We start from the raw sequence: 23474 nt of genomic DNA, 5'->3' as shown, positions 1-23474 counted from the left end.
CGGCCTCCGTGCCGGTGATCCGCCGACAGGCGGACCCTTTCCGGCTCCCGCCGGAACACCGGCAGGGACGCCGGTGCCACTCTTAGGATTGCTTCGTTTTTGGCTCGCGAACGACAGATTTTTCTTATCCGAGCGCCTGTGGCCAGGGGCTTATAAAACAAGCCGGCGCTTCACCGAGTCGAAACCCTCGACCTTGTCGAGCGGTCCGATGGCGGCGAAGGTCGGGGTACCGACGAACAGGCGGCGGGCCGCCGCGATCACCGCCTCGGCGTCGATCGCCTCGACCTTGGCGACCATTTCCTCGACCGGCACCAAACGGCCATGGGCCTGGATCTGGCGGGCCAACTGCTCGCAGCGGGCACTGGTGCTTTCCATGGCCATCAGGATCGAGGCCTTCAACTGGGCGCGGGCCCGCTGCACCTCGTCGGCGCCGATGGACTGGGTGACCTTCATCACCTCGTCGCAGACCACGGGGATCACCTCGGCCGCCTCTTCCTCCCCGGTTCCGGCATAGATGGCGAACAGGCCGCCATCGGTATAGGACGAGGTGAAGGAATAGATCGAATAGACCAAGCCCCGCTTCTCGCGAACCTCCTGGAACAGCCGGGACGACATGCCGCCGCCCAGCAGGGTCGACAGAACCGATGCCGCGTAATAGTCGGGATCGTCATAGCAGACGCCGTCGAAACCCAGAACCAGATGCACCTGTTCGAGGTCACGGGATTCGCGGTATTCCCCCCCCACATAACGGGCCACGTCCTCGACCGCCGCGCTGGTTTTCGGCAGGGCGTTGAAATGGCTTTCCGCCATGGCGACCACGTCGTCGTGATGGAGATTTCCAGCCGCCGCCAGGATCATCCGCTCGGCGCCGTAGTTATTGCGCATATAGCCGGACAAGGTGTTGCGCGACATGCCGCGCACCAGATCGGCCGTCCCCAGGACGGGCCGCCCGACGGCCTGGTCAGGATAGGCGGTGGCCTGGAAATGATCGAAGATGATGTCGTCGGGAGTATCGATGGACTGGCTGATCTCCTGAACAACCACCGCCTGCTCGCGGGCCAGTTCCTCGGCATCGATGGTCGAGTGCTGCAGGATGTCGGCGATGATATCCAGGGCCAGTCCGACGTCCTCTTTCAGGATCTTGGCGTAATAGGCCGTATGCTCGCGCGAGGTATAGGCGTTCAGATGACCGCCGACCGCCTCGATCTCCTCGGCGATGGCCCGTGCCGAACGCCGCTCGGTGCCCTTGAACGCCATATGCTCGAGCAAATGCGACACGCCGTTGATCTCGGGCGTCTCATGGCGGGTCCCGGCGTTGACCCAGACGCCCAGCGACGCCGTCTCCACCGTTTCCATGCGATCGGTCAACACGGTCAGGCCGTTGGCCAGACGGGTCTGGCGGATGCTGTCGAGACTGCTCATGCGTTCACCCGTGCGACTTGCCGGACATAGTCCTTCACCGTTTCCAGATCGTTGGGCAGAACGTCGTAGCGCTCCGGCCGTTCGAAAAGATCGCCCAGGCGGGACGGCAGAGCCGGCCTTATGCCCGTCGCCGCCTCGACGGCGTCGGGGAACTTCGCGGCATGGGCGGTGGCCAGGGCCACCATGGGCGTCGAGGCGTCCCGCCGGCGGGCGCGGCCCGCCGCCACGCCGATGGCCGTATGCGGATCGAGCAGCTCTCCGGTTTCCTCGTAAAGCTTACGGATGACCCCGCTGGTCGCCTCGTCGTCCAGGCGGTAGCCCTGGAACAGGCTGTTGATGTTGGCGAGCATGGTCTCGCCCACTTCGAACCGGCCGTCGCGGCGGAACCGTTCCATGAAATCGACGACACGCGCCGCGTCCTCGCCGAACAAATCGAACAGATAGCGTTCGAAATTGCTGGAAACCTGGATGTCCATACTGGGGCTCAACGTCGGCACCACCTTGTTTTTGCTCATCACCCCGCTTTCGAAGAAACGGGTCAGGATGTCGTTGGAATTGGAACCGACCACCAGTTGCCGGATCGGCAACCCCATGCGCCGGGCGGCGAAGGCGGCGTAGACATTGCCGAAATTGCCTGTCGGAACGGCGAAGGAGATGGGACGGTGCGGCGCGCCCAATGCCGTTCCCGCGGCAAAATAGTAGACGATCTGGGCCATGATGCGGGCCCAGTTGATCGAATTCACCGCCGACAGATTGAGCTGGTCACGGAACGGCTGGTCGTTGAACATGGCCTTCACCATGTCCTGGCAATCGTCGAAAGTGCCTTCGATGGCGATATTGCGCACATTGGCCGAGGTCACCGTGGTCATCTGGCGGCGCTGCACCTCGGAGGTCCGCCCCTTGGGATGCAGAATCACGATATCGACCGCGGCGCGATCGCGGCAGGCCTCGATGGCCGCCGAGCCGGTATCGCCCGACGTCGCCCCGACGATGGTCACCCGCCGTCCCTTCTTGGTCAGCACATGGTCGAACAGGCGCCCCAGCAATTGCAGGGCATAGTCCTTGAAGGCCAGCGTCGGACCGTGGAACAGTTCGAGCAGCCAGTCGTTGCGCCCGAGTTGCGTCAAGGGCGCGACGGCGGCGTGGTCGAATCCGGCATAGGTCTCGGCGACCAGGGCGGCGAAATCGTCCTCGGCGATGCTGCCGTCGAGGAAGGGCTGCATCACCCGCACCGCGACCTGTTGATAGGACAGCCCGGCAAGACCCGCGAGATCCGCCTCGGAGAAACGCGGCCAGGCCTCGGGCAGATAAAGACCCCCGTCCCGGGCGAGGCCCGCCAGAAGAACGTCATCGAAAGCGAGAGCGGGCGCTTGCCCCCGTGTGCTGTGATAGCTCATTGCGCGACCAGAACCTGACAAAATGAAGGGCACACATTAACCACCGGGGTCAGGCGGAACAAGCATTACGCCGTCTTTAGCGTGATGCAGATTTAAGGCATCACGCTCCGGTTTGTTTTTAGCCCTCTCCGGGCGCACGCATCCGCGTGCTTGGCCGCGGCCTCAATGGCCACTTCTAGAGTATCCGAGCGTCAGATTTGACGCTCGGATACTCTAATATCCCGCCCCGGTCGACGGACGACCTTCATCCGTCCAGATACCGTCGGCGAAGGTGCGTCTTGAACACCGAAGGGTCGAGCGGCCGGCCGGTGGCCCGGGTCAGCAGCTCGTCGGTCCCGTACCGCGAGGCCTGCCCATGCACCGCCTCGCGCAGCCAGCCGAGCAACGGGCGGAAATCGCCCCGGCCGATCGACGCCGGCAAATCGGGCAGCGCCCTGCCCGCCGCCTCGAACAGTTGGGCGGCGATCATCGCTCCCAGAGTATAGGTCGGGAAATAGCCGAAGGCTCCATCGTACCAGTGAATATCCTGCAGACAGCCTTGCGCGTCGTCCGGCGGCCGGACGCCGAGCAGGGCGTCCATCCCGTCGTTCCAGGCCGCCGGGATGTCGGCGACATCGATCTCGCCGGCGATCAGGGCCTTCTCCAGGCGGTAGCGCAGGATCACATGGGCGGGATAGGTCACCTCGTCGGCGTCGACGCGGATGAAGGCCGGCGCCACCCGGACATTGAGCGCGAACAAGGTGCCGGCGTCCCAACCGGACTGCCCCACGGCACCGAAGGCCTCGGCCATCACCGGGGCTGCGAAGCTCAGAAATTCCCGCGACCGACATGCCTGCATCTCCATCAGAAGACTTTGGCTTTCGTGCAGGCTCATGCCACGGGCCCGTCCCACCGGCTGGGTCCGCCAGGCGGCGGGAAGGCCGCGCTCGTAAAGGGCATGTCCAGTTTCGTGGATCACCCCCATCATGCTTTTGATGAAGGCGTTCTCGTCATAGCGGGTGGTGATTCGCACATCGTCGGGAGTACCGCCGCAGAAAGGGTGCTGGCTGACATCGAGGCGACCATGCTCGAAATCGAACCCCAGAACCTCCATCATGCGCAAGCCCAGCGCCTTTTGCCGCTCGACCGGGAAAGGCCCGCGCGGCCCCTGCGGCGGGGGCGCCTGCCTCGACAGGACCTGTTGCAAAAAGCCGGGCAGAAAGGCCGCCAGATCGTCGAAGACGACATCGATGACCGCCGACCGCCCGCCGGGCTCGTACTGGTCGAGCAACGCGTCATAGCGCGAAACGCCAAGGGCCTGACTTTTGATTTCCGCCATCTCGCGGGTCAGCCGCAGCACCTCGGCGAGAGAAGGGGCCACCCGGGAAAAATCGGCGGCGGCGCGGGCCTTGCGCCAGACCGTCTCGCATGCCGACCCGGCGCGGGACAAATCCTCGACAAGACGGGAGGGCACGGCGGCGGCATGCACCCAATCGCGGCGCATTTCGGAAAGATTGGCCCGCTGCCAATCGTCCAGATCCTCCTCCACCGCCGCATCGAGCAGCGGCTTGACCTCGGCGGCCGTCAGAAGTTCATGGGACAGCGCCTTCAGCGTCGCCAGTTGTTCTCCACGGCTTTCCGCTCCGCCGGGCGGCATCATCGCCGCCATGTCCCAATGCAAAAGTCCCTGCGCCTGCTCAAGCAGCGTCAGCCGATGGAAAATCCGCTCCAGACGGGCGTAGGCCGGACAAAGGGCCATTTCACCTCCAAATTCGGGGAAAAAGTCTTCGATTGAAATCGTTTCTCCTATCATAGTGGCGATGCCGGCCGCCCAGCACAATGCCCTAAGACCTGTTGCCCGGACACCGGAGGAAAACTACGCTGGTTCCAGCAGAAGCACCCTTCGCCCACGCCATCCGGGCGGCGCGAAGGGGACAGAGGAAGAAAATCATGAACACGAAAAAGAGGATCGCCGTCGTTCTGTCGGGATGTGGTGTGAAGGACGGCTCGGAAATCCACGAAGCCGTGCTGACCTTGCTGGCCATCGACCGCCATGGCGCCGCCGCCCACTGTTTCGCCCCCAGCATCCTGCAGCGGGACGTCGTCGACCACGCCGCCGGTAAGGCGACCGGGGAGACGCGCAACGTTCTGGTCGAATCGGCCCGGATCGCGCGGGGCCATATCCGCGACCTGGCCACCTTCGAGGCCGGTAATTTTGACGCCCTGGTCTTTCCGGGCGGCTTCGGGGCCGCGAAAAACCTGTGCAGCTTCGCCGTCGACGGGCCGGACTGCAATGTCGAGCCCTCGGTGGTCGCGGCGATCAAGACCATGCATCAGGCCGGCAAGCCCATCGGCGCCCTATGCATCGCGCCGGTCATCCTGGCCAAGGTCCTGGGCAAGATCGAGGTCACCATCGGCAACGATCCCGGCACCGCCGCCGCCATCGAAAGCATGGGGGCCAGGCATCAGCAAAAAGGGCATGGCGAAGTGGCGATCGACCGCGTCAACAAGGTGGTCACCACCCCTTGCTACATGCTGGACGCCTCCATCAGTCAAATCGCCGAAGGGGCGGACAATCTGGTCGCGGCCCTGCTCGAACTGGCGAAGGTCCCCGCGACGGCCGGCTGATGGGGCCTGTCAGCAGTATCGTGCTGAAGTGGCCCCCAAAACCGTCGTGGCCGTGCTCGACACACGGCTGTCCGGCAATGACGGTTTTGGGCTGTGCTCACCACTCAAATAGAGGCGAGGCACAAACTGTGCCGGACAGCCATGGCTCAAGGCCGGGCATGACGTCTTTTGATTGAATCGCGAAACCAAAATACCGGAAGAGCGGTAACTGACGGCAGGACGCCGAACGGTCCTACCGCTCGAACACGGCAACCGCCTCCAGATGGGCCGACCAGGGGAATTGGTCGACCGGCGTCGCCCGGATCAGGCGATAGCCGCCCTTGACCAGGGTCTTGGCGTCGCGGGCCAGGGTCGCCGGATTGCAGGACACGGCCACCACCAGCGGCGGGCCGGCCGCGGCCAGTTGTTCGGCCTGGGCGGCGGCGCCGACCCGGGGGGGATCGAAAACCACGGCATGGAAGCGTTTCAGCTCATCGGACAACAGCGGCCGGTGAGCCAGGTCCCGGCATTCGACGCTGACGCGCGCGCCTATGCGTTCGGCCGCCGATTTCAACGCCTGCGCGGCGGCGGCCTCGCCCTCGACGGCATGGACGAAGGACTTCGCCGCCAAGGGAAAGGTAAAGCTGCCGCAACCTGAAAACAGATCGGCAACGGGCGTCGCGGCGCCGACGGCCTCGATGACCAGGGCGCTCAGCGCACGCTCGCCCTCGATACTGGGCTGCAGGAAAGAGCCCGGCGGCAGATCGACGGCGATGTCGCCGAAACGGACCTGGGCGGCCCGCCGATGGGATAGCGGTTCGACCATGCCGACACCCGGCCGCCGCCAGGACAGGCGTGCCAGATCGATTTCTTCGGCGAAGGCCGCCAGACGTTCACGATCGAAAAGATCGAGCCGCGCATCGGCGTCAATCAGCAGATCGATGCCGGTCTCGGTAAGGGTGGCGACGACATCGCCCTCCCGTCCGTCCTCGACGACGTCGCGCAACAGGGCGCGAAGCGGCGCCAGCAGATCGAGCAAGGGCGAAACCAGCAACGGACAGCCCGCGATATCGACGACCTGATGACTGGCCCGCGCATGAAACCCCAGCGTCACCTCGCCGCGCCGCCGCTGAAAAGCGAAGGTGGCGCGGCGGCGCGATCCCGGCGCGACGGCGATCATCGGCGCCACCCGGTCCTCATCGAAGCCCGCCCGACGCAGGGCGATGACCAGCAGGCCCCGCTTCCAGGCGCGGTAGCGCTCCTCCTCGAAATGCTGAAGCGAACAGCCGCCGCACTCGCCGAAATGGCGGCAGACCGGCGTGACCCGCCCCGGGCCGGGCGACAACAGCTCTAGACAGCTTGCCGCCAGCCCATCGCTTTTCCGGCCGTCGACACGGGCGAGGACCCGATCGCCCGGAACCGTGCAGGGAACGAAGACGGATTGACCGTCGTGACGGCCGATGCCGTCGCCGCGACCGCCCAACTCGTCGATATCGATCTCCAGGGTGCGCGGCAAGGCGGAGGCCGGCTTGCCGCGCGGCCGGACGAAACGGGGTTTTCGGCTCATCGAATTTCTGTCTTTTCCGCCAGATCGGCCAGGAAATGGCCGAAGACTTCGCCAACCGCGCCCTGGAAGGCGACGACGGCATCGGCCGGCTGATCGCCGACCATCGGTTTTTCCACCCGGTAGTTACGCAACAGCAAAAGCCCGCCGCCACGCACCCGGATCACGCCCAGATCCATTTCCACCACCACCGAGGGCGCCGCGCCGACCAGCTGTTCGAAACGGCGCAGGCGACCCTCGATCAGGATATCGGGGGGCACCCGCAAATCGGCGGTAACCACGGTCGAGGCCGCGCGGGTCTCGCGCAGCAGCCGCACCAGCTGGTTCTGCAGCAGCACGGGCGGCGCCTCGACCCACAGGTGATAGCCATAGCGCGCCACCTGATCCGGCTTGTCCCGGTAGCTGTAGAGAAGCGCCCGCTCGCCGGTCAGCCCCTCGGCGGCGAAACGCCCCACCTCGACGACGCCGGGCAGGATGGGCGACGGCGAAACGACCGGCGCCGGAACGGCCAGCCGATAGAACTGATCGGATGGCGCGCCGCCGCCGAAACAGCCGCCAAGCGGCAGAAGCAGGGCCAGGGCGAGGATGACGCGCGTCATTTCGGCCCCTCGTCGCGCGGGCGACCGCCGCCCAGCAGCAGGCCGGGATCCTGGCGGATCTCACGGCTGAATTCGTTCATGTTGCGGGCCGTCCCTTCAAGATTGTAGGTCACCGAATCGATATTGCGGGCCACCGCCTGCAAACTGTAGCGCAGATCCTTGAGTCCCTGCCCGACGGTTTCGCTGTTGTCGGCGGCCGCCTTGTCCAGCGTGGCCAGCAGGCTGTCGACCTTGGCCTTGCTGGAATGCAGCGCGCCGGTCAATTCGGCGAGATTGGCCGCGGTACGGTCGACGTTGCCGATGGTGTCTTCCATCTTGCGGGTGTTGTCGGGACTGAACAGCTTGTTCATGCCCGACGTCATCTGCTCGACGTTGGAGGAAATCTTCGGGGTCTTGGCGGCCAGATCGGCGGACAGCGACACCAGATTGTCGAAAAGCTGGGGCGCCCGCTGTTCGAGGATGGGTCCGAAGGCGCCGACCGTCCGGTTGAGCGCCTCGATCAGGGGGCGCAAGCCGGTCTGGCTGAGATTGGTCACCTCCGAGGCGATATCGGCCATGGCGGTGAACAGATTGCCGCCCGACTGGCTTCTGATCTGCTCGCCCGGTTGCAGCAGGGTGGCGCTGGATCCCCCCTTGATGTCAATGGCCACCGCCGCCAGAAGACCGGATGCCGCGATGCGGGCGACGCTGTCCTCGGGAACCTGCCAGCCGTCGGTCACCCCCAGCCGCAATTTGAATTTTACCTTGCCGCCGTCCCGCTGCGGCGTGATGTCTTCGACCTGACCGATGGTAAAGCCCTCGAACAGAACCTTGGTGCCGTATTTCACCCCGCCCACGTTGTCATAGACGACGTAATAGGCCTGGGTCCGTCCGGTGCGTCCGGACAGCAGGGCGATCGACACCACCAAGGCCACCAGCATGGCCAGGACAAAGCTGCCCACCAGGACGTAATTGATCCGACTGTCTCGCATTTCCCCAATCTAACCATTCGTGGAAAAGGCGCCCCCAAGGGAACGAACGACCTTTTTCACAGGCGATAACTCAACTTTCACCGAGCAGCCGGCGCAGATAGGCGTCGGTGTCGAGTGTAACCTCCTCGCTGCGGCGGTTCAGCAGATTTTGCACCCTTTCGTTGGAACTGGCGCGGATCTCGTCCTTGCTGCCGAGCGCGATGATTTCACCATCGTCGAGCACGCAGATGCGATCGGCAATCTTGAAGGCGCTGTCGAGATCGTGGGTGACCACCACGGTGGTCATGCCCATGGCGTCGCGCAAGCGCAGGATCAGCTCGTCGATCGACGACGACACGACGGGATCGAGGCCGGCCGAAGGCTCGTCGCAGAACAGCAGCTTGGGATCCATGACGATGGCCCGCGCCAGGGCGGCCCGCTTGATCATGCCGCCCGACAATTCCGCCGGCATCAGGTCGCCGAAGCCGGCCAAGCTCACCACTTCGAGCTTCAGCCGGGCGATGATCTCCATGGTTTTCCGATCGAGATCGGAGTGTTCCCGCAGCGGCAGCATGATGTTCTCGGCCACCGAGAGCGAACTGAACAGCGCCCCGCTCTGGAAGGCGACCCCGATATGGCGGCGCAGATCCAGCATTTCCATCGGCGTCAGGCGCGCCAGGTCGCGACCCAGCAGGCGGACCGAGCCCTCGGCCGGCGACAGGAGCCCCAGAAGATGATTGAGCAGCGTGCTCTTGCCCGAGCCCGAGCCCCCCATGATCACCATGATCTCGCCGTCCAGCACGCTAAGATCGATGCCCTTCAGCACCTTGCGCGTGCCGTAATAGGAAACGAGCCCCCGCACCTCGATGCTGACCTCAGCCCCGTTCACCGGGTCACCATGAAGGCGAAGATCATGTCGGTGACGACGATGGCCGAAATCGCCTGCACCACCGAACGGGTGGTCATCCGGCCGACGCCCTCGGCGCCGCCGGTGACGGCAGCGCCGTTAACCACGCCGACCAGGGTAATCAATACGGCGAAGATGGCGCTCTTCGAAAGCCCGTGCGCCAGATCGGCCAGCCGCAAGGCATCGAGCACCTGCTGGGCGAAGGCGCCCATGCTGATATCGAGTTGGGCCGAGACGTAAAGGCCGGCGCCGAACAGCGAAACGAGGTGCGACCACAGGGTCAAAGCCGGAACCATCACCAGCATGGCCAGCAGCGGCGGCACCACCAGGAAGCGGACCGGATCGATTCCCATCACCGTCAGGGCGTCGATCTCCTGATTGATGGTCATTGTGCCGAGACGCGCCGCCAACGCCGACCCCGACCGGCCGGCGACCAGAATGCCGGTGATCAGGGAGGAGAACTCGCGGACCAGGGAAAGGGAAATGCCGGTGGTGACTCGCGATTCGGCGCCGAAGGTCTTCAGCATATAGATCCCCTGAATGGCCAGCATGACGCCGATGGTGAAGGTCAATACCGTCAGGATCGGGATGGCCAGCACCCCGATTTCGAAGGCCTGGGCGACCACGCTGTCGAGCCGCACGGGCTGGCGGCGACGCCGGCCGAGGACCAGCCAATAAAGGCTTTTGCCGAGAAGATGGGCGGCGAAGCCCATCTCGTCGAGGCCGCTGACCGTCGCCCGCCCCAGACGCTCCGCCAGATGGAGATATCCGCTTCGCAAAGGGGTCAGTCTCCCTTCAGGGCCTGCTCGACGGTCTCGCGGATGACGAAGACCTCATCGAGACGGGCAAGCTTCAGAACCCGCAACGCCGCAGGGCTGACCGCGGCCAGACGAAACCTGCCTCCCTGATGACGGGCCGTCTGATAGGCCTCGACCAGACTGGCGATGCCCGAACTGTCGATATAGGCGACTCCCTGGAGATCGACCACGACGTCCCGGCGCTCGGCCAGCCACGACAACAATTCCTTGCGGAGCTCGGGACTGTTCTGCAGATCGATTTCCCCTTGCAGGGCGACCACCACGCCCCCCTTGACATGCCGGGTGGAGAAATTTGCGCTCATCGGATCGCCTTGGTCATTTTCAAGAAATTCCCGGCCCCCACCGGCGGCGGCAGAAAGGCCACGTTGTCCATCACCGCCCGGATGAAATGGGTCCCCAGACCACCGGGCCGGATATCATCAAGACAGCGGGATTTTATTTTAGCCAGATCGACGGCGGGCGCGAAGTCGATCAATTGCACCTCCAGCACGCCGGCCGCGTTTTTGCGGATTTCCAGCACCACCTCGCCCTTGCCGCCATATCCGTGACGGATGATGTTCTGACAGGCCTCGTCGACCGCCAGGACGATGTCGGCGGCGGCCTCGGGACCGCAACCGGCACTCCGGACGGCGGCGGCGACCCGGTGGCGCAAATCGCAAAGACACTCCGGCGTCGCCTCGAAACGCACGGCCAGGCACGGCCGTTCCCGGCGGTCCTCGACCATCAGAAGGGTCAGGTCGTCGCGGGGCGAGCTGCCGGGCGGGGCAAGACGATCGACCACCGCCGCCAGCCGCTCCCGGGGCGGCAATCCGGCGGCTTCGCTCAGCAACCGGCGCACGCCTTCGGCACCCAGCAGCGCATCCTGGCAGCGCGCTTCCGTCAGACCGTCGGTGAATAGATAAAGGCAGCCGCCGGCCAGGCCGATCCAGGTTTCCGTCATGTCGGGGGGCACCATGTCGACAGCGATGCCGAGCGGCGGGACCGCGGCGGCAAAGGATGTGAAGATCCCATCTTGCAGGAGAAGCGGCGGCTCGTGCCCGGCATTGGCCAGCAATACCGAACCACTGACGGGATCGAAGACCCCAGCCGCCATGGTGACGAACATGCCGCCGGCGGAGGCCGTTTCGCACAATTCGGCATTGATCACGGACAGCAGCCGGCCGGGCCTTCGTTCGCTCTTGGCCAGGCAACGGAACAGGCTGCAGGTCTTGGTCATCAGCAGCGAGGCGTTGAATCCCTTGCCTGAAACATCCCCGATGGCGAAGGCGATGCGTCCGTCGGCGAGTTTCAGAACATCGAAGAAATCGCCGGAAACCTCGTGGGCCGGATGGTTGATGCCATGGATGGGAAAATCATCGGGCATCTCGGGCGGCAGCATGGCCCGCTGTATGCCGGCGGCCAGTTCCAGTTCCCGGGCCATCCGTTCCTGATCGACCATCGCCTTGTTGAGGCGCGCATTGACCACCGCCAGGGCGGCGGAGGCGCCCAGGGCGCGCAGAAGCTGACGATCGCCCGGATGGAACAGGCCGCCATCCGTTTTATTGATCAGTTCGATGGCGCCCAGCCGCTGTCCGCGCACCGAAAGCGGCGCGCACAGGATCGAACGGGTGACGAAGCCGGTCTTGGCGTCGACCAGGGCGCCGAAATGCGGATCGGCGCGGGCATCCTTGACGATGGTCGCCACATTCTGCTCGACCACCCGGCCCACCACCCCCTGCCCCGGCGCCAGACGCAATCCGATGATGTCGACCGGCCCGACGCACGCCTGGCAAACCAGTTCCCCGGAAGAATCGTCGACCAGGAACAGACTGGCCGCCTCGGCCTCGATGAAATCGGCGACACGCTTCAGGCCACGCTGAAACGTGCCGTGCAGATCGCGCGTCGTGGCGAACTCGTGGCTCATCTCGGCGATAAGGTCGAGCTGGCGATGATAGGAATCGGACCGGCGGCGCGGCGCGGAGTCGGACATGGCCCTTACTATGCTCCTGCCCGCCGGGGAGGTAAATGGCAGGCCGGATGGATAGGCTCCGGACACCACTTATGGCCGTCACGACAATCGTCCCGGCGGGCGATATAATTTCGGGGTGGGAGGAAGAAAGAAATGGACGGATCCAATTGGCGATGGGGTCCCGACGACGCTCCCGAGGGCGAACCCGTCCAACCGCCGCCACCCGCCGCGGGTGAGGGGCCGTCCGGTTTCGTCATCCTGCTGGTCGTGGCCTTTCTGCTCGGCGCAAGCTGTTTCCTCGCCCATCGGCTGGGCGACATGATCTGGATCCAGAATTGCGCGATCCAGGGCCGGACCAATTGCGTGCTGATCAATCCACCCGCCGAGGACCGGCTGTCCAAATAGAACACTCCGGCGGTACCGATAAACCCTCGCCCCTTGCAGGCTCCCGGATTCACACATCGCTGATTTTGTCGTCTTATCAGGGCATTGCCCGCCATCGATAGAACAGTGGCACCGGCCTCCGTGCCGGTGATCCGCCGAAGGCGGACCCTTTCCGGCTCCCGCCGGAACACCGGCAGGGACGCCGGTGCCACTCGTCGGATTGCTTCGTCTTTGGCTCGCCGACGTTTCCTCCACCGAAAAATAGACTATGGATTTGGCGGCACGGCTCCTGCCGGCGCCGTCTTGCGCAACACCACGACCAAACCCGGCACCGGTTGCCCCCGGTCATGACGCGCCCAGGCGCTTTCCATCGACAGCAAGGTGAAACCGGCCACGGCCGCCTCTTCGCGCAAATAGGACTCGGCATGGGCGAAACGCCGCGATTCCTGGACGATATATCCCTTGCCCGCATGGGTCTCCACCGTGAAGGCGAAGGCTCCATCGGGACGCAACGCCGTCCGGACGGCCGCGAAAACGGGCTGGAGATCCCCCACATAGATCAGGACGTCGGCCGCGCTTACCAGATCGTAGGCCCCCGGCCGGGCAAGCAGCGACTGAACCAGCCCGCCCGCCTGAAGATCGTCGTAGATCCCCCGCGCACGGGCTTTTTCGACCATCCGGGGGCTCAGGTCGACGCCGTCGAGACGACTGGCCGCCGATCGCAGGGCCAATCCCATCAGGCCCGTCCCGCACCCCGCGTCGCATACCGCGAACGGGCCTGAGCCTAAGGCGCGGAAAATGGCGTCGGACAGGATCGCCGGCCCCCGGTAATGCAAACCGTCAACCAGATCACGGTCGAAACCGTCGGCATATTGATCGAACAGGGTTTGGACGAAGGCGGCGGGGGCTTCGCTCGGCAAAGGATCGGCCCCCAGACGGGAAAGCGCCAGGCGGGCCCCGAAACGATCGGCGGGGTCCAGCGCCAGGACACGACGATAGGCCGCCCGGGCGTCCCCGGCCCGGCCCTCCGCCGCCAGGCATTCGCCTTCCAGCCAGGCCGCCTCGGCATTGTCCGGATCCAGACGCGACGCCTCGGCGACGGCGCCGATGGCGGCTCCCAGGTCGTCGGCGTCACGCTCCGCCTGAGCGAGCTCCAGCCAATGGCCGGCGGCGGCGGGTTCCAGCGACACGGCCCGTCGCGCCAAGGCGACGCTTTCCGCCGGGCGTTTCAGACGGCGCAGCACGCCGGCCAGATTGGCGAGAGCCTGGGCGGATGCCTCATCGAGATCGACCGCCCTGGCAAAGGACAGCGCCGCCCCATCCCATTTTCCCAGCGACCGCTGGGTTACCCCCAAATGAGTCCAGGCCCAACTCCAGTCGGGCCGCAAGGCGACGGCGCGGGCGAAAAGCGCCGAGGCCGCCGCCGTCTTTTCCGACGCGGCCAGCAAAACGCCCCATTCCCCATAGGCCTCGGCCATGGCGGGAGACAAGGCGAGCAGTCTCCGGTAGACGGCTTCGGCGGCCACCGTCCGGCCCTGCGCGGCCTGGGCGCGCGCCAAGGCCAGCAGGGCCGGCGGCGCATCGGGCGTCTGCGCCAGGGCCTTGAGAAGATGCTGCGTGGCCTTCCGCCCGTCCCCCCCGGCCAGGGCCAGAAGCCCTTGCAGATAGCGAAGGCCGGGCGCCGCCGGCCGGGCGCGTTCGATGTCCCGCGCCAGCCGTCCGGCATCGGCGGTCCGGCCGGCGTCGAGATGACCGAACGCTTCGGTCAAAGCCTGTGCCAGATCGAGCTTGCGCATGGGATCGCCTTCATTCGAACGGGGCGGCCGCACCCATGCGACCGCCCCGCCTCCTCAAACGTCAGCCGTTGCCGCCCCAGGACGTCAGCCCTGGGCGCCGCCCTCGGCCACCGGCTTCTTCGGCTTGGGCAGATCAAGCTTGATATGCAGCTCGCGAAGCCGCTCCGGCGTGATGTCGGCGGGCGCCTGCATCAGCAGATCCTGCGCCTGCTGGTTCATCGGGAAGAGGATCACCTCGCGGATGTTGGGCTCGTCGGCCAACAGCATGACGATACGATCGATGCCCGGCGCCGACCCGCCATGCGGCGGCGCGCCGTAACGGAAGGCGTTCAGCATGCCGCCGAAGCGGCGTTCGACCTCCTCGTTGGGATAGCCGGCGATCTCGAAGGCCTTCAGCATGATGTCGGGGCGATGGTTGCGGATGGCTCCCGAGGACAGTTCGACGCCGTTGCAGACGATGTCGTACTGGTAGGCCTTGATCTCCAGCGGATCCTTCTCCAGCAGCGCCTCCATGCCGCCCTGGGGCATGGAGAAGGGGTTGTGCGAGAAGATGATCTGGCCGGTTTCCTCGTCGCGCTCGTACATCGGGAAGTCGATGGTCCAGCAGAACTTGAAGATGTCCTGTTCCAGAAGCTCAAGTTCGTTGCAGATGCGCGTGCGGACGGCGCCGGCGAACTTTTCGGCGACGCCCTTCTTGTCGCAACAGAAGAACACCGCGTCGCCGTCCTTGGCCCCGGTGGCCTCGCGGATCCGGGCGATCCGGGCCTCGTCGAGATTCTTGGCGATCGGCCCCTTCGGCCCTTCGGCGGCGAAGATGATATAGCCCAATCCGCCAGCCCCCTGCTCGCGGGCCCATTCATTCAGCTTGTCGAAGAAGCTGCGGGGCTTGGCCGCCGCCCCCGGCGCCGGAATGGCGCGGACGACGGCCTTGTTGATCTCGATGCCCTTGGCGAAAATGCCGAAGCTGGATCCCCGGAAGGCTTCCGTCACGTCGGAAATCAGCAGGGGATTGCGCAAATCCGGCTTGTCGGAGCCGTATTTCAGCATGGCGTCGTCGTAGGTGATGCGCGGGAACGGCGCCGGGGTCACCTTGCGTCCGCCGCCGAATTCCTCGAACACGCCTTGCAGAACCGGCTCGATGGCGGCGAAGACGTCCTCTTGCGTCACGAAGCTCATCTCGAAATCGAGCTGGTAGAACTCGCCCGGCGACCGGTCGGCCCGGCCGTCCTCGTCGCGGAAACAGGGCGCCACCTGGAAATATTTGTCGAAGCCGGCGACCATCAGAAGCTGCTTGAACTGCTGCGGCGCCTGCGGCAGGGCGTAGAACTTGCCGGGGTGGATACGGCTCGGCACCAGATAGTCGCGGGCGCCTTCCGGACTGGAGGCGGTGAGGATCGGCGTCTGATATTCGACGAAATCCTGCTCGATCATCCGCCGGCGCAGCGAGGCGATCACCTTGCTGCGCAACAGCATATTGGCATGCACCTTTTCGCGGCGCAGATCGAGATAGCGATAACGCAGGCGCATGTCCTCGGGGAATTCCTGCTCGCCGGCCACCTGCATCGGCAACACGTCGGCGGTCGACTGCTGCACGGCTTCGGCCACCTGCACTTCGATTTCGCCGGTGGGCAGCTTGAGATTGATCGTATCGGCGCTGCGGTTCACCACCTTGCCGGTCAGCGTCACCACGCTTTCCGGCCGGGCCGCTTCGAGCACCTTGAAGACCGGGCTGGAGACGTCGACGACGCATTGCGTGATGCCGTAATGGTCGCGCAGATCGACGAACAGCAGATTGCCGTGATCGCGTTTGCGATGGACCCACCCGGAAAGCCTGGCCGCAGATCCGGCGTCCTGGCTGCGAAGTTGGCCGCAATTGTGCGTTCTATAGCAATGCATATGCGTCGTCCTGAGATTCTGGGCCGCGAAAAGGCTGGATGGAAAGCCGAAAAAGGGCCACGCGAGGGGGGCTTTGTCAAGGGTGGGCTATTTAAAATACAAAAAGAAGCGTGTATAGCAGGGCGTCATGAGTCTCATCGCCGATACGGCATCCCTCGCCGCCTTATGCCAGCGCCTGCAAAGCGCTCCCTTCATCACCGTCGACACCGAGTTCGTGCGGGAAAAAACCTATTGGCCGGTGTTGTGCCTGGTGCAGGTCGCCGGTCCCGACGAGGCCTGGGCGATCGACCCCTTGGCGCCCGGCATGGACCTTTCGCCGCTTTACGCGCTGATGGCCGACACTCGGGTTCTGAAGGTCTTTCACGCGGCCCGGCAGGACGTGGAAATCTTCCAGCATCTGGCCGGCGCCATCCCCACCCCGCTGTTCGACACCCAGGTGGCGGCGATGGTCTGCGGATTCGGTGATTCCGTCTCTTATGAGACCCTGGCTTCGCAGCTGGCCCACGCCAAGATCGACAAGTCGCTGCGCTTCACCGACTGGGCGGCGCGCCCGCTCACCGGCAAGCAATTGCATTACGCCCTGTCGGACGTGACCCATTTGCGCCCGGTCTACGAAAAACTGAAGAAGCGTCTTGAGCGTGACAGCCGGGCGGAGTGGCTGGTCGCGGAAATGGCCGTGCTGACCAATCCCAAGACCTATTGCGTCGAACCGGACGAGGCCTGGCACCGCCTGAAACCCCGTTCCTCCAGCCCTCGCTTCCTGATGGTCCTCAAGGAACTGGCCGCTTGGCGCGAAAGGGAGGCCCAGGACCGCGACCTGCCCCGCCAGCGGGTGATTCGCGACGAAGCCCTGATGGAAATCGCCGCCCAGGCCCCGACCACCGCCGACGATCTGGCCCGCACCCGGGGCCTGTCGAAGGGCCTGGCCGAAGGCCGGCAAGGCACCGCCCTGCTGGAAGCCGTCGCCAAAGCCCTGGCGGCGCCGGAATCGGCTTGGCCGGAACCGGCCGAGCGCAACGACCTGCCGCGGGGCCTGGGGCCGGTGGTCGATCTTCTGAAGGTGCTGCTGAAGCTGAAATGCGACGAACACGACGTCGCCCAGAAGCTGGTCGCCTCCTCGGCCGACATCGAGGCCATCGCCGCCGATGACGACGCCGAAGTGCCGGCGCTGCAAGGCTGGCGCCGGACCATCTTCGGCGAGGATGCCCTTCGTCTGAAGCACGGCAACATCGGCGTCGGCCTGGCCAAGAACGGCAAGAGCCTGCGGCTGATCCCGCTGGAGTGAGGCCGGGCCGAGCCCCGACCCCACTCCCTATCGATCCATGCGCCTCCGCCGGCCGAGCGGGTCAACCCCGCTCCGGGAAATGGCATACCCATATATAACAATAAATAAATGTTATATATTCCAATAAACTTATTAGCCGGTGGACTGCATAGGCAATATGGGATAGCGTTTCCCGCCTTCGATTCATTCGGGTGAAAATTTCCGACGGTTGGAACGAACACGCGGAAACATCAGGCGACTTATTTCACAAAAAAAATTGCCATTTTGATGGTTTTCTACATGAAAGGTGAGTGATGGCGATGGCGTATAGGGCGGTATGGGCACGGGCCGTTCTCGGGACGGTGGCAGCATTGGGAGTCATGGCGCTCGGCGGACCGTCGCGGGCGGCCGACGACGTCCTGCGCATCGGATTCCAAAAGTCCTCGTCACTCCTGGTGATCCTGAAAGGCCAGGGGACTTTGGAAAAGGCCCTGGCACCGCTCGGCGTCAAGGTCGAATGGCATGAGTTCTCGTCCGGCCTGCCGTTGCTGGAAGGGGTCAACGTGGGCAGCATCGACCTTTCGGCGGATGTGGCGGACACCGTCCCGCTGTTCGCCCAGGCAGCCGGCGCCGACCTGACCTATCTGGTCCAGGAAAAGCCCTCGCCCACCGCCCAGGCCATCGTCGTCGCCAAGGATTCGCCGATCAAGACGGTCTCCGACCTGAAGGGACGCAAGATCGGCGTGGCCAAGGCCGCCGGCGCCCATTATCTGACCCTGCAGGCCCTTGAGCGCTCCACCTTGCCGCTGAAGGATGTCGAGATCGTCTATCTCCAACCGGCCGATGGCCGGGCGGCTTTCGAAAAGGGAGCCATCGACGCATGGGCGATCTGGGATCCCTTCCTGGCCACCGTGCGGAACAAGAGCGGCGCCCGTGTGCTCACTGACGGCAGCCAGGTCGGGGTCAACTATCGCCGCTATTACCTGGCGGCCACTCCTTACGTGCAACGCCATCCAGACGTGTTGAAGATCGTGGTGGATGAACTCGTCAAGACCGGAACCTGGATCAAGGCGCAGCCGAGGGAGGCGGCCCAGGTCCATGCGCCGTTGATCGGACTGGACGTGGACACCGTCGAGCAGGCCAACAGCCGGCGCAGCTACGCGGTCGCCCTGGTCGACGACGAGGCGGTGAGCGAACAACAGAGGATCGCCGATGCCTTCCTCGACGCCAAACTGCTGCCGAAGAAAATCAATGTGCGGGACAGTGCCGTCTGGACAGGCGGAAAATGAGCGGATCGGGGAAAGAGGCGCTGACCCTGCCGCAACCGGCGCAAATGCGCACGGCCGCGCCGGACGCCGGCTTCGGCCGACGGTTGCGGCTGTCCGTTGCCGCCGGCGGACGGCACCTGGAGCCTTGGCTGCTGCCGCTTCTTCTGCTGGTGCTCTGGCAGGCGGGCGCGTCGCTCGGCTGGATCTCCTCGCGCGTATTGCCGGCGCCCCGCGACATCGGCGCGAGCTTCGTCGAGCTGGTGAAGTCGGGACAGCTTCTCAAGAATTTGCAGATCAGTTGCGGACGGGCGTTCAGCGGCTTCTTCATCGGCGCGGTCATCGGCCTCGTTCTGGGCTTCTGGACGGGAACGTCGCGACGCATGGAACGTCTCCTCGACACCTCCGTGCAGATGGTGCGCAACATCCCCCATCTGGCCCTGACGCCCCTGGTCATCCTATGGTTCGGCATCGGCGAGGATTCCAAGGTTTTCCTGATCGCCCTCGGCGTAATGTTTCCCATCTATCTCAATACGTTCCACGGCATCCGCTCGGTGGACCGGCAATTGATCGAGATGGGCCGCGTCTATGGCCTGTCCGGCTGGGGACTGTTCCGCGATGTGATCCTGCCCGGCACGCTGCCCTCGATCCTGGTCGGAATCCGCTTCTCCCTGGGCGTAATGTGGCTGACGCTGATCGTCGCGGAGACCATCGCGGCCAGCAGCGGGCTCGGCTACATGGCGATGAATGCCCGTGAATTCTTCCAGACCGACATCGTTGTCATCGCCATCCTGCTTTATGCCCTGCTCGGCAAGCTGGCCGACATGGCGGCCAGGGGGCTGGAACGCCGCTGGCTCAAATGGCACCCGGAATTCGCCAAGACGGGAGCATAGGATGAACCGCAATTCCGCACTGGAACGGCCACTGCCGGACACCGCCGGTGAAAACGGGCGCGGCGTCGGTGTTTCCGTTCAGGCCTTGAGCCGGTCCTTCGGCGCGCTTCAGGTACTGCGCCGCCTGGATCTGACCATCGAGGCCGGCCAGTTCGTCTGTATCGTCGGCCGCAGCGGATGCGGCAAAAGCACTCTGCTCCGGCACCTCGCCGGCCTTGAAACACCGGATGCGGGATTGGCCCTGGTGAATGGGGAAGAGCGCAACCGCGTGCATGGCAACACCCGGGTGATGTTCCAGGAAGCACGCCTGCTGCCTTGGAAAACCGTGCTGGGCAATGTCGGCGTCGGGCTGAAGGGGGACTGGCGCGCCCGGGCGTTGGCGGCTCTCTCCCAGGTGGGGCTGGCCGACCGAGCCGGAGACTGGCCCTTCACCTTGTCGGGAGGACAGCGCCAGAGGGTGGCTCTGGCTCGCGCCCTGGTTCATTCGCCGCGACTGCTTCTGTTCGACGAACCCCTGGGAGCGCTCGATGCCTTGACCCGCATCGAGATGCAGGAACTGATCGAGCGGCTTTGGCTCGAACAGGGGTTCACCGCACTCCTGGTGACCCACGACGTGGCCGAAGCCGTGGCCCTTGCCGACCGGGTGATCCTGATCGAAAACGGCGCGGTGGCGCTCGATCTGCCGATCACCCTGCCGCGTCCCAGGGAACGGGGGGTCGCGGACTTTGCCCGCATGGAGGGGCTGGTGCTGAAACGCGTTCTGACACACCACGACGGGAACCGGCAATGAGCGGCGAGGAAGAGCGTACCGTGCAGGCCCTGATCGCGCGGGCGCGGAACGCGCAGCGGCAATACGCCCGGAACGATCAGGAAAAGGTCGACCTGGCGGTCGCCGCCGCCGGCTGGGCCATCCTGGATCCCGACAGAAACCGTATCCTGGCCGAACAGGCGGTGCGCGAGACCGGGCTCGGCAACGTGGCCGACAAGATCCGCAAAAACCACCGCAAGACGCTGGGCCTGCTTGGGGATTTGCGCGGCACGCCGTCGGTCGGGGTGATTCGCGACGATCCCGCCACCGGCATCACCGAAATCGCCAATCCGGTGGGCGTGGTGGCGGCCATCACGCCCTCGACCAATCCGGCGGCAACGCCGGCCAACAACATCATCAACGCGCTGAAGGGCCGCAACGCCATCATCCTGGCTCCCTCGCCGAAGGGGGCCGGGGTTTGCGCCACGCTGCTCGGGTTCATCCACCGGGAACTGGCAAAGGTCGGCGTTTCGGCCGACCTCGTCCAGATGTTGCCGCCGCCGGCCACCAAGGCGCAAACGCTCGAATTGATGCGTCAGGCCAATCTGGTGGTCGCCACCGGGTCGCGGGCCAACGTCCGCGCCGCTTACTCCAGCGGCACACCAGCCCTCGGGGTCGGGGTGGGCAATGCGGCGGTCATTGTCGCCGCAGAGGCCGATCCGGCCCGAACGGCAACGCATATCGCCCTTTCCAAAACCTTCGACAACGCCACCAGCTGTTCGTCGGAAAACAGCCTGGTGGTCATCGGCGACATATGGCCTCCCTTGCTATCTTGTCTCGAGAAGGAAGGAGGCATTCTCGCCACCCCCGGGGAAAAGGCCGCCTTGGAGGCCGCCATGTTCCCGGACGGCAAGCTGAATCCGGCTTTCGTCGCCCAGACCGCCCCCCGGCTTGCGCGGTTGGCCGGCCTGGAACGCAACGGATTCGACAGCTGCCGCTTCATCATGGTGGAGGAACCCTCCGGCACGGCGGGCCCGGACCGGCCGTTCTCGGGAGAAAAACTGAGCCCCGTCCTGACGATTTACCATGTCCCCGATTTCGACGCCGGCCTCGCCCAGGTGCGAGCCATCTACGACTATCAGGGAAAGGGACATTCGGTCGGCGTGCACGGCGCCACGCCCGAACAGATCTTAAGGCTCGGCCTGGAATTGCCGGTCTGCCGGGTGATCGTCGACCAGCCCCATTGCATCGCCACCGGCGGCTCATTCGACAACGGCCTGCCCTTTTCTCTGTCCATGGGCTGCGGCACCTGGGGCGGCAACGGATTCTCGGAAAACCTGAATTACCTCCATTTCCTGAACGTCACCCGCATCGTGCGGCCAATTCCCCCCAGGACCGTGGGTGTCGAGACCATCTTTCATGACTATTGGCAACGCTATGGCCGCTGATTTCTCCGATTCCGCCCCGACGGTGCGCGACTTGGTAACCAGGCGGGCCATTGAGACGCCGGAGGCCGTTTATCTGATCGCCCCCGAGACCGGCAGCACCCTGACCTTTGGAGAGTTGCACGGGCGATGCCTGACCTTGGCGAGGGATTTGGCCGGCCTCGGCATCCAGCGGGGGGACCGGGTGGGATTGTTCCTGCCCAACGGCTTGCAGGCCGCCGGCCTGTTCGTCGGCATCATGGCCGCCGGGTGCGTCGCCACCCCCCTCAGCCTGCTCCTGCAACCGGAGCCATTGGCGTTCGTTCTGACACATTCGGATTGCCGGCTGGTGTTCACCACCACCGAGCACAGGAGGGAATTGGAACAGGCGCTGGCGCGGCTTCCCATTCCCGGCGCCGTCGCCGTCCGCGTGATCGATGCCGAGTGCGGGAGCGACGACGGCGCCGGGACGCCCGATGCGGCGTGGCCGTTGGCGGCGCCCGCCAACGGTTCGAACGCCCTTCTGATGTATACCTCCGGCACCACCGGCCGACCCAAGGGGGTCCGTCTCAGCCACGGAAACGTGCTATCCGGGGCCCGTTTCGTCAGCCAGGCCCACGGGCTGGGACCGTCCGACCGGGTGCTGGCGGTGCTTCCGCTTTACCACATCAACGCCCAGATCGTGACCGTTCTCGCCCCTCTATACCACGGAGGCAGCCTGGTGATGCCGCGCCGCTTCAGCGCGGGACGCTTCTGGTCGCTGGCGGCCGAACACCGCTGCACCTGGCTCAATGTGGTACCGACCATCATCGCCTATCTGCTGAACGGCGAGGAGAACCTGCGCGCCGACCTGGATCTCGGAGCGGTGCGGTTCTGCCGCTCCGCTTCGGCGCCGCTGGCGCCCGAACATCATCGGGCCTTCGAACAGCGCTTCGGCATCGGCATCATCGAGACCATGGGACTGACCGAAACGGCGGCCCCCGTGTTCACCAATCCGCTGAATCCGGCCTTGCGCAAGATCGGCAGCCCGGGCCGGGCGTTCGGCAACCTGGCCCGGATCGCCGCCCCCGGCACCGAGCGGCCCCAACCGGCCGGCATGGTGGGCGAAATCCAGATCTCGGGCCCCAATGTGATGAGCGGATACCACAAGGATCCGGCCGAAACGGCGTCCGCCTTCACCGCCGACGGCTGGCTGAAGACCGGCGATCTCGGCTATCGCGACGACGAAGGGTTCTATTTCGTCACCGGCCGGCTCAAGGAACTGATCATCAAGGGGGGCGAAAACATCGCTCCGCGCGAAATCGACGAGACATTGCTGAAACACCCCGCCCTGCTGGAGGCCGCCGCCGTCGGCGTTCCCGATCCGCTCTACGGACAGGAAATCGAGGCGGGCGTGGTCCTCAAGCCGGGAATGACGGCGACCGAAGAGGAACTCAAGATCTTCTGCGAGGATCGGTTGGGCCGTTTCAAAACGCCCCGCGTCATCAGAATCATGACCGAACTGCCCAAGGGTCCGTCAGGCAAGGTGCAACGCCTGCGGCTCCTGCAAGGCGCCGGCCACCCCCACCCCACGCGGTCCGCCGGGACGGACCGACGCCACCTTTCCTGACGGG

20 protein-coding genes are annotated in these 23474 nt (G+C 65.1%); 8 read left to right on the top strand and 12 right to left on the bottom strand.

Annotated features, from left to right (window positions below; all coding sequences use genetic code 11):
* Positions 1-150: 150 nt before the first annotated feature.
* The 3 genes from CWS72_RS14085 to CWS72_RS14075 form a co-directional block, all read right to left on the bottom strand.
* The gene (locus tag CWS72_RS14085; RefSeq protein ID WP_101251249.1) at positions 151-1422 is read right to left on the bottom strand and encodes a M16 family metallopeptidase; all 1272 of its coding nucleotides are present in this window, start codon (positions 1420-1422) and stop codon (positions 151-153) included.
* Entirely contained in the window at positions 1419-2819 is a 1401-nt protein-coding gene (gene thrC, locus CWS72_RS14080) for a threonine synthase (protein ID WP_101251248.1), read from the bottom strand. The genes CWS72_RS14085 and thrC overlap by 4 nt, the downstream gene beginning before the upstream one ends.
* Positions 2820-3063: 244 nt before the next feature.
* Entirely contained in the window at positions 3064-4557 is a 1494-nt protein-coding gene (locus CWS72_RS14075) for a carboxypeptidase M32 (protein ID WP_101251247.1), read from the bottom strand.
* 191 nt (positions 4558-4748) lie between these two features.
* On the opposite strand from CWS72_RS14075, the gene elbB reads away from it, so the two are divergent.
* Positions 4749-5426 carry an isoprenoid biosynthesis glyoxalase ElbB gene (gene elbB / locus CWS72_RS14070; protein WP_101251246.1) on the top strand — a complete coding sequence of 226 codons (678 nt, stop codon included), beginning with the start codon at positions 4749-4751 and terminating at the stop codon, positions 5424-5426.
* A 232-nt stretch (positions 5427-5658) separates the two neighbouring features.
* Here elbB and CWS72_RS14065 read toward each other — a convergent pair whose 3' ends face one another.
* From CWS72_RS14065 to CWS72_RS14035, 7 genes are all read right to left on the bottom strand, one after another.
* Complete coding sequence (locus CWS72_RS14065) at positions 5659-6972, bottom strand: class I SAM-dependent RNA methyltransferase (protein WP_101251245.1); 1314 nt, start codon at positions 6970-6972, stop codon at positions 5659-5661.
* Positions 6969-7568, bottom strand: a complete 600-nt coding sequence (locus tag CWS72_RS14060) for an ABC-type transport auxiliary lipoprotein family protein (protein ID WP_101251244.1) — start codon at positions 7566-7568, stop codon at positions 6969-6971. Before CWS72_RS14060 ends, CWS72_RS14065 begins: the two co-directional genes overlap by 4 nt.
* Positions 7565-8539 carry an MlaD family protein gene (locus tag CWS72_RS14055; protein ID WP_101251243.1) on the bottom strand — a complete coding sequence of 325 codons (975 nt, stop codon included), beginning with the start codon at positions 8537-8539 and terminating at the stop codon, positions 7565-7567. Before CWS72_RS14055 ends, CWS72_RS14060 begins: the two co-directional genes overlap by 4 nt.
* Positions 8540-8609: 70 nt before the next feature.
* A complete protein-coding gene (locus CWS72_RS14050; protein WP_101251242.1) occupies positions 8610-9407 on the bottom strand; it encodes an ABC transporter ATP-binding protein in 798 nt (265 codons plus the stop codon).
* Entirely contained in the window at positions 9404-10204 is an 801-nt protein-coding gene (locus CWS72_RS14045) for an MlaE family ABC transporter permease (protein ID WP_241911726.1), read from the bottom strand. The genes CWS72_RS14050 and CWS72_RS14045 overlap by 4 nt, the downstream gene beginning before the upstream one ends.
* 5 nt (positions 10205-10209) lie before the next feature.
* Positions 10210-10545, bottom strand: coding sequence for an STAS domain-containing protein (locus tag CWS72_RS14040; protein ID WP_101251241.1), 336 nt, complete (start codon positions 10543-10545; stop codon positions 10210-10212).
* Positions 10542-12212, bottom strand: coding sequence for an ATP-binding SpoIIE family protein phosphatase (locus CWS72_RS14035; protein WP_101251240.1), 1671 nt, complete (start codon positions 12210-12212; stop codon positions 10542-10544). Before CWS72_RS14035 ends, CWS72_RS14040 begins: the two co-directional genes overlap by 4 nt.
* A 132-nt stretch (positions 12213-12344) precedes the next feature.
* Here CWS72_RS14035 and CWS72_RS14030 point away from each other — a divergent pair, with 132 nt between their 5' ends.
* Positions 12345-12596, top strand: a complete 252-nt coding sequence (locus CWS72_RS14030; RefSeq protein ID WP_101251239.1) for a hypothetical protein — start codon at positions 12345-12347, stop codon at positions 12594-12596.
* Positions 12597-12841: 245 nt separating this feature from the next.
* Here the strand turns inward: CWS72_RS14030 and CWS72_RS14025 are convergent, their stop codons facing one another.
* Positions 12842-14371: a tetratricopeptide repeat protein gene (locus CWS72_RS14025; protein ID WP_146002750.1), complete on the bottom strand. Its 1530-nt coding sequence runs from the start codon at positions 14369-14371 to the stop codon at positions 12842-12844.
* Positions 14372-14455: 84 nt separating this feature from the next.
* The gene (gene aspS / locus CWS72_RS14020; protein ID WP_101251237.1) at positions 14456-16267 is read right to left on the bottom strand and encodes an aspartate--tRNA ligase; all 1812 of its coding nucleotides are present in this window, start codon (positions 16265-16267) and stop codon (positions 14456-14458) included.
* 127 nt (positions 16268-16394) lie between these two features.
* Between aspS and rnd the strand changes: the two genes are divergently transcribed.
* From rnd to CWS72_RS13990, 6 genes are all read left to right on the top strand, one after another.
* A complete protein-coding gene (gene rnd / locus CWS72_RS14015; RefSeq protein ID WP_101251236.1) occupies positions 16395-17552 on the top strand; it encodes a ribonuclease D in 1158 nt (385 codons plus the stop codon).
* Positions 17553-17845: 293 nt separating this feature from the next.
* Positions 17846-18820 (top strand): aliphatic sulfonate ABC transporter substrate-binding protein, encoded by a 975-nt coding sequence (locus CWS72_RS14010; protein WP_199175687.1) that lies wholly within the window; start codon positions 17846-17848, stop codon positions 18818-18820.
* Positions 18817-19689 (top strand): aliphatic sulfonate ABC transporter permease SsuC, encoded by an 873-nt coding sequence (ssuC, locus tag CWS72_RS14005; protein ID WP_199175686.1) that lies wholly within the window; start codon positions 18817-18819, stop codon positions 19687-19689. The genes CWS72_RS14010 and ssuC overlap by 4 nt, the downstream gene beginning before the upstream one ends.
* Position 19690: 1 nt before the next feature.
* Complete coding sequence (locus CWS72_RS14000; RefSeq protein WP_101251235.1) at positions 19691-20479, top strand: ATP-binding cassette domain-containing protein; 789 nt, start codon at positions 19691-19693, stop codon at positions 20477-20479.
* Positions 20476-21885 carry an acylating sulfoacetaldehyde dehydrogenase gene (sauS, locus tag CWS72_RS13995; protein ID WP_101251234.1) on the top strand — a complete coding sequence of 470 codons (1410 nt, stop codon included), beginning with the start codon at positions 20476-20478 and terminating at the stop codon, positions 21883-21885. The genes CWS72_RS14000 and sauS overlap by 4 nt, the downstream gene beginning before the upstream one ends.
* A complete protein-coding gene (locus tag CWS72_RS13990) occupies positions 21875-23470 on the top strand; it encodes an AMP-binding protein (protein ID WP_101251233.1) in 1596 nt (531 codons plus the stop codon). Before sauS ends, CWS72_RS13990 begins: the two co-directional genes overlap by 11 nt.
* Positions 23471-23474: the final 4 nt, after the last annotated feature.

Source organism: Telmatospirillum siberiense, from assembly GCF_002845745.1.
GTDB classification, from domain to species: Bacteria; Pseudomonadota; Alphaproteobacteria; order Rhodospirillales; family Magnetospirillaceae; genus Telmatospirillum; species Telmatospirillum siberiense.
The sequence above is the reverse complement of the archived record's forward strand: the minus strand, read 5'-3'. Positions and strand labels throughout refer to the sequence as shown.

What these genes read in the sequence shown, in the direction of transcription:
- CWS72_RS14035 (WP_101251240.1), bottom strand. Translation starts at nt 12,212, where the DNA reads ATGTCCGACTCCGCGCCGCGCCGCCGGTCCGATTCCTATCATCGCCAG.
- CWS72_RS14060 (WP_101251244.1), bottom strand. Translation starts at nt 7,568, where the DNA reads ATGACGCGCGTCATCCTCGCCCTGGCCCTGCTTCTGCCGCTTGGCGGC.
- CWS72_RS14055 (WP_101251243.1), bottom strand. Translation starts at nt 8,539, where the DNA reads ATGCGAGACAGTCGGATCAATTACGTCCTGGTGGGCAGCTTTGTCCTG.
- CWS72_RS13990 (WP_101251233.1), top strand. Translation starts at nt 21,875, where the DNA reads ATGGCCGCTGATTTCTCCGATTCCGCCCCGACGGTGCGCGACTTGGTA.
- CWS72_RS14000 (WP_101251235.1), top strand. Translation starts at nt 19,691, where the DNA reads ATGAACCGCAATTCCGCACTGGAACGGCCACTGCCGGACACCGCCGGT.
- thrC (WP_101251248.1), bottom strand. Translation starts at nt 2,819, where the DNA reads ATGAGCTATCACAGCACACGGGGGCAAGCGCCCGCTCTCGCTTTCGAT.
- elbB (WP_101251246.1), top strand. Translation starts at nt 4,749, where the DNA reads ATGAACACGAAAAAGAGGATCGCCGTCGTTCTGTCGGGATGTGGTGTG.
- CWS72_RS14025 (WP_146002750.1), bottom strand. Translation starts at nt 14,371, where the DNA reads ATGCGCAAGCTCGATCTGGCACAGGCTTTGACCGAAGCGTTCGGTCAT.
- CWS72_RS14040 (WP_101251241.1), bottom strand. Translation starts at nt 10,545, where the DNA reads ATGAGCGCAAATTTCTCCACCCGGCATGTCAAGGGGGGCGTGGTGGTC.
- CWS72_RS14030 (WP_101251239.1), top strand. Translation starts at nt 12,345, where the DNA reads ATGGACGGATCCAATTGGCGATGGGGTCCCGACGACGCTCCCGAGGGC.
- CWS72_RS14075 (WP_101251247.1), bottom strand. Translation starts at nt 4,557, where the DNA reads ATGGCCCTTTGTCCGGCCTACGCCCGTCTGGAGCGGATTTTCCATCGG.
- CWS72_RS14085 (WP_101251249.1), bottom strand. Translation starts at nt 1,422, where the DNA reads ATGAGCAGTCTCGACAGCATCCGCCAGACCCGTCTGGCCAACGGCCTG.
- CWS72_RS14010 (WP_199175687.1), top strand. Translation starts at nt 17,846, where the DNA reads ATGGCGATGGCGTATAGGGCGGTATGGGCACGGGCCGTTCTCGGGACG.
- ssuC (WP_199175686.1), top strand. Translation starts at nt 18,817, where the DNA reads ATGAGCGGATCGGGGAAAGAGGCGCTGACCCTGCCGCAACCGGCGCAA.
- rnd (WP_101251236.1), top strand. Translation starts at nt 16,395, where the DNA reads ATGAGTCTCATCGCCGATACGGCATCCCTCGCCGCCTTATGCCAGCGC.
- aspS (WP_101251237.1), bottom strand. Translation starts at nt 16,267, where the DNA reads ATGCATTGCTATAGAACGCACAATTGCGGCCAACTTCGCAGCCAGGAC.
- CWS72_RS14065 (WP_101251245.1), bottom strand. Translation starts at nt 6,972, where the DNA reads ATGAGCCGAAAACCCCGTTTCGTCCGGCCGCGCGGCAAGCCGGCCTCC.
- sauS (WP_101251234.1), top strand. Translation starts at nt 20,476, where the DNA reads ATGAGCGGCGAGGAAGAGCGTACCGTGCAGGCCCTGATCGCGCGGGCG.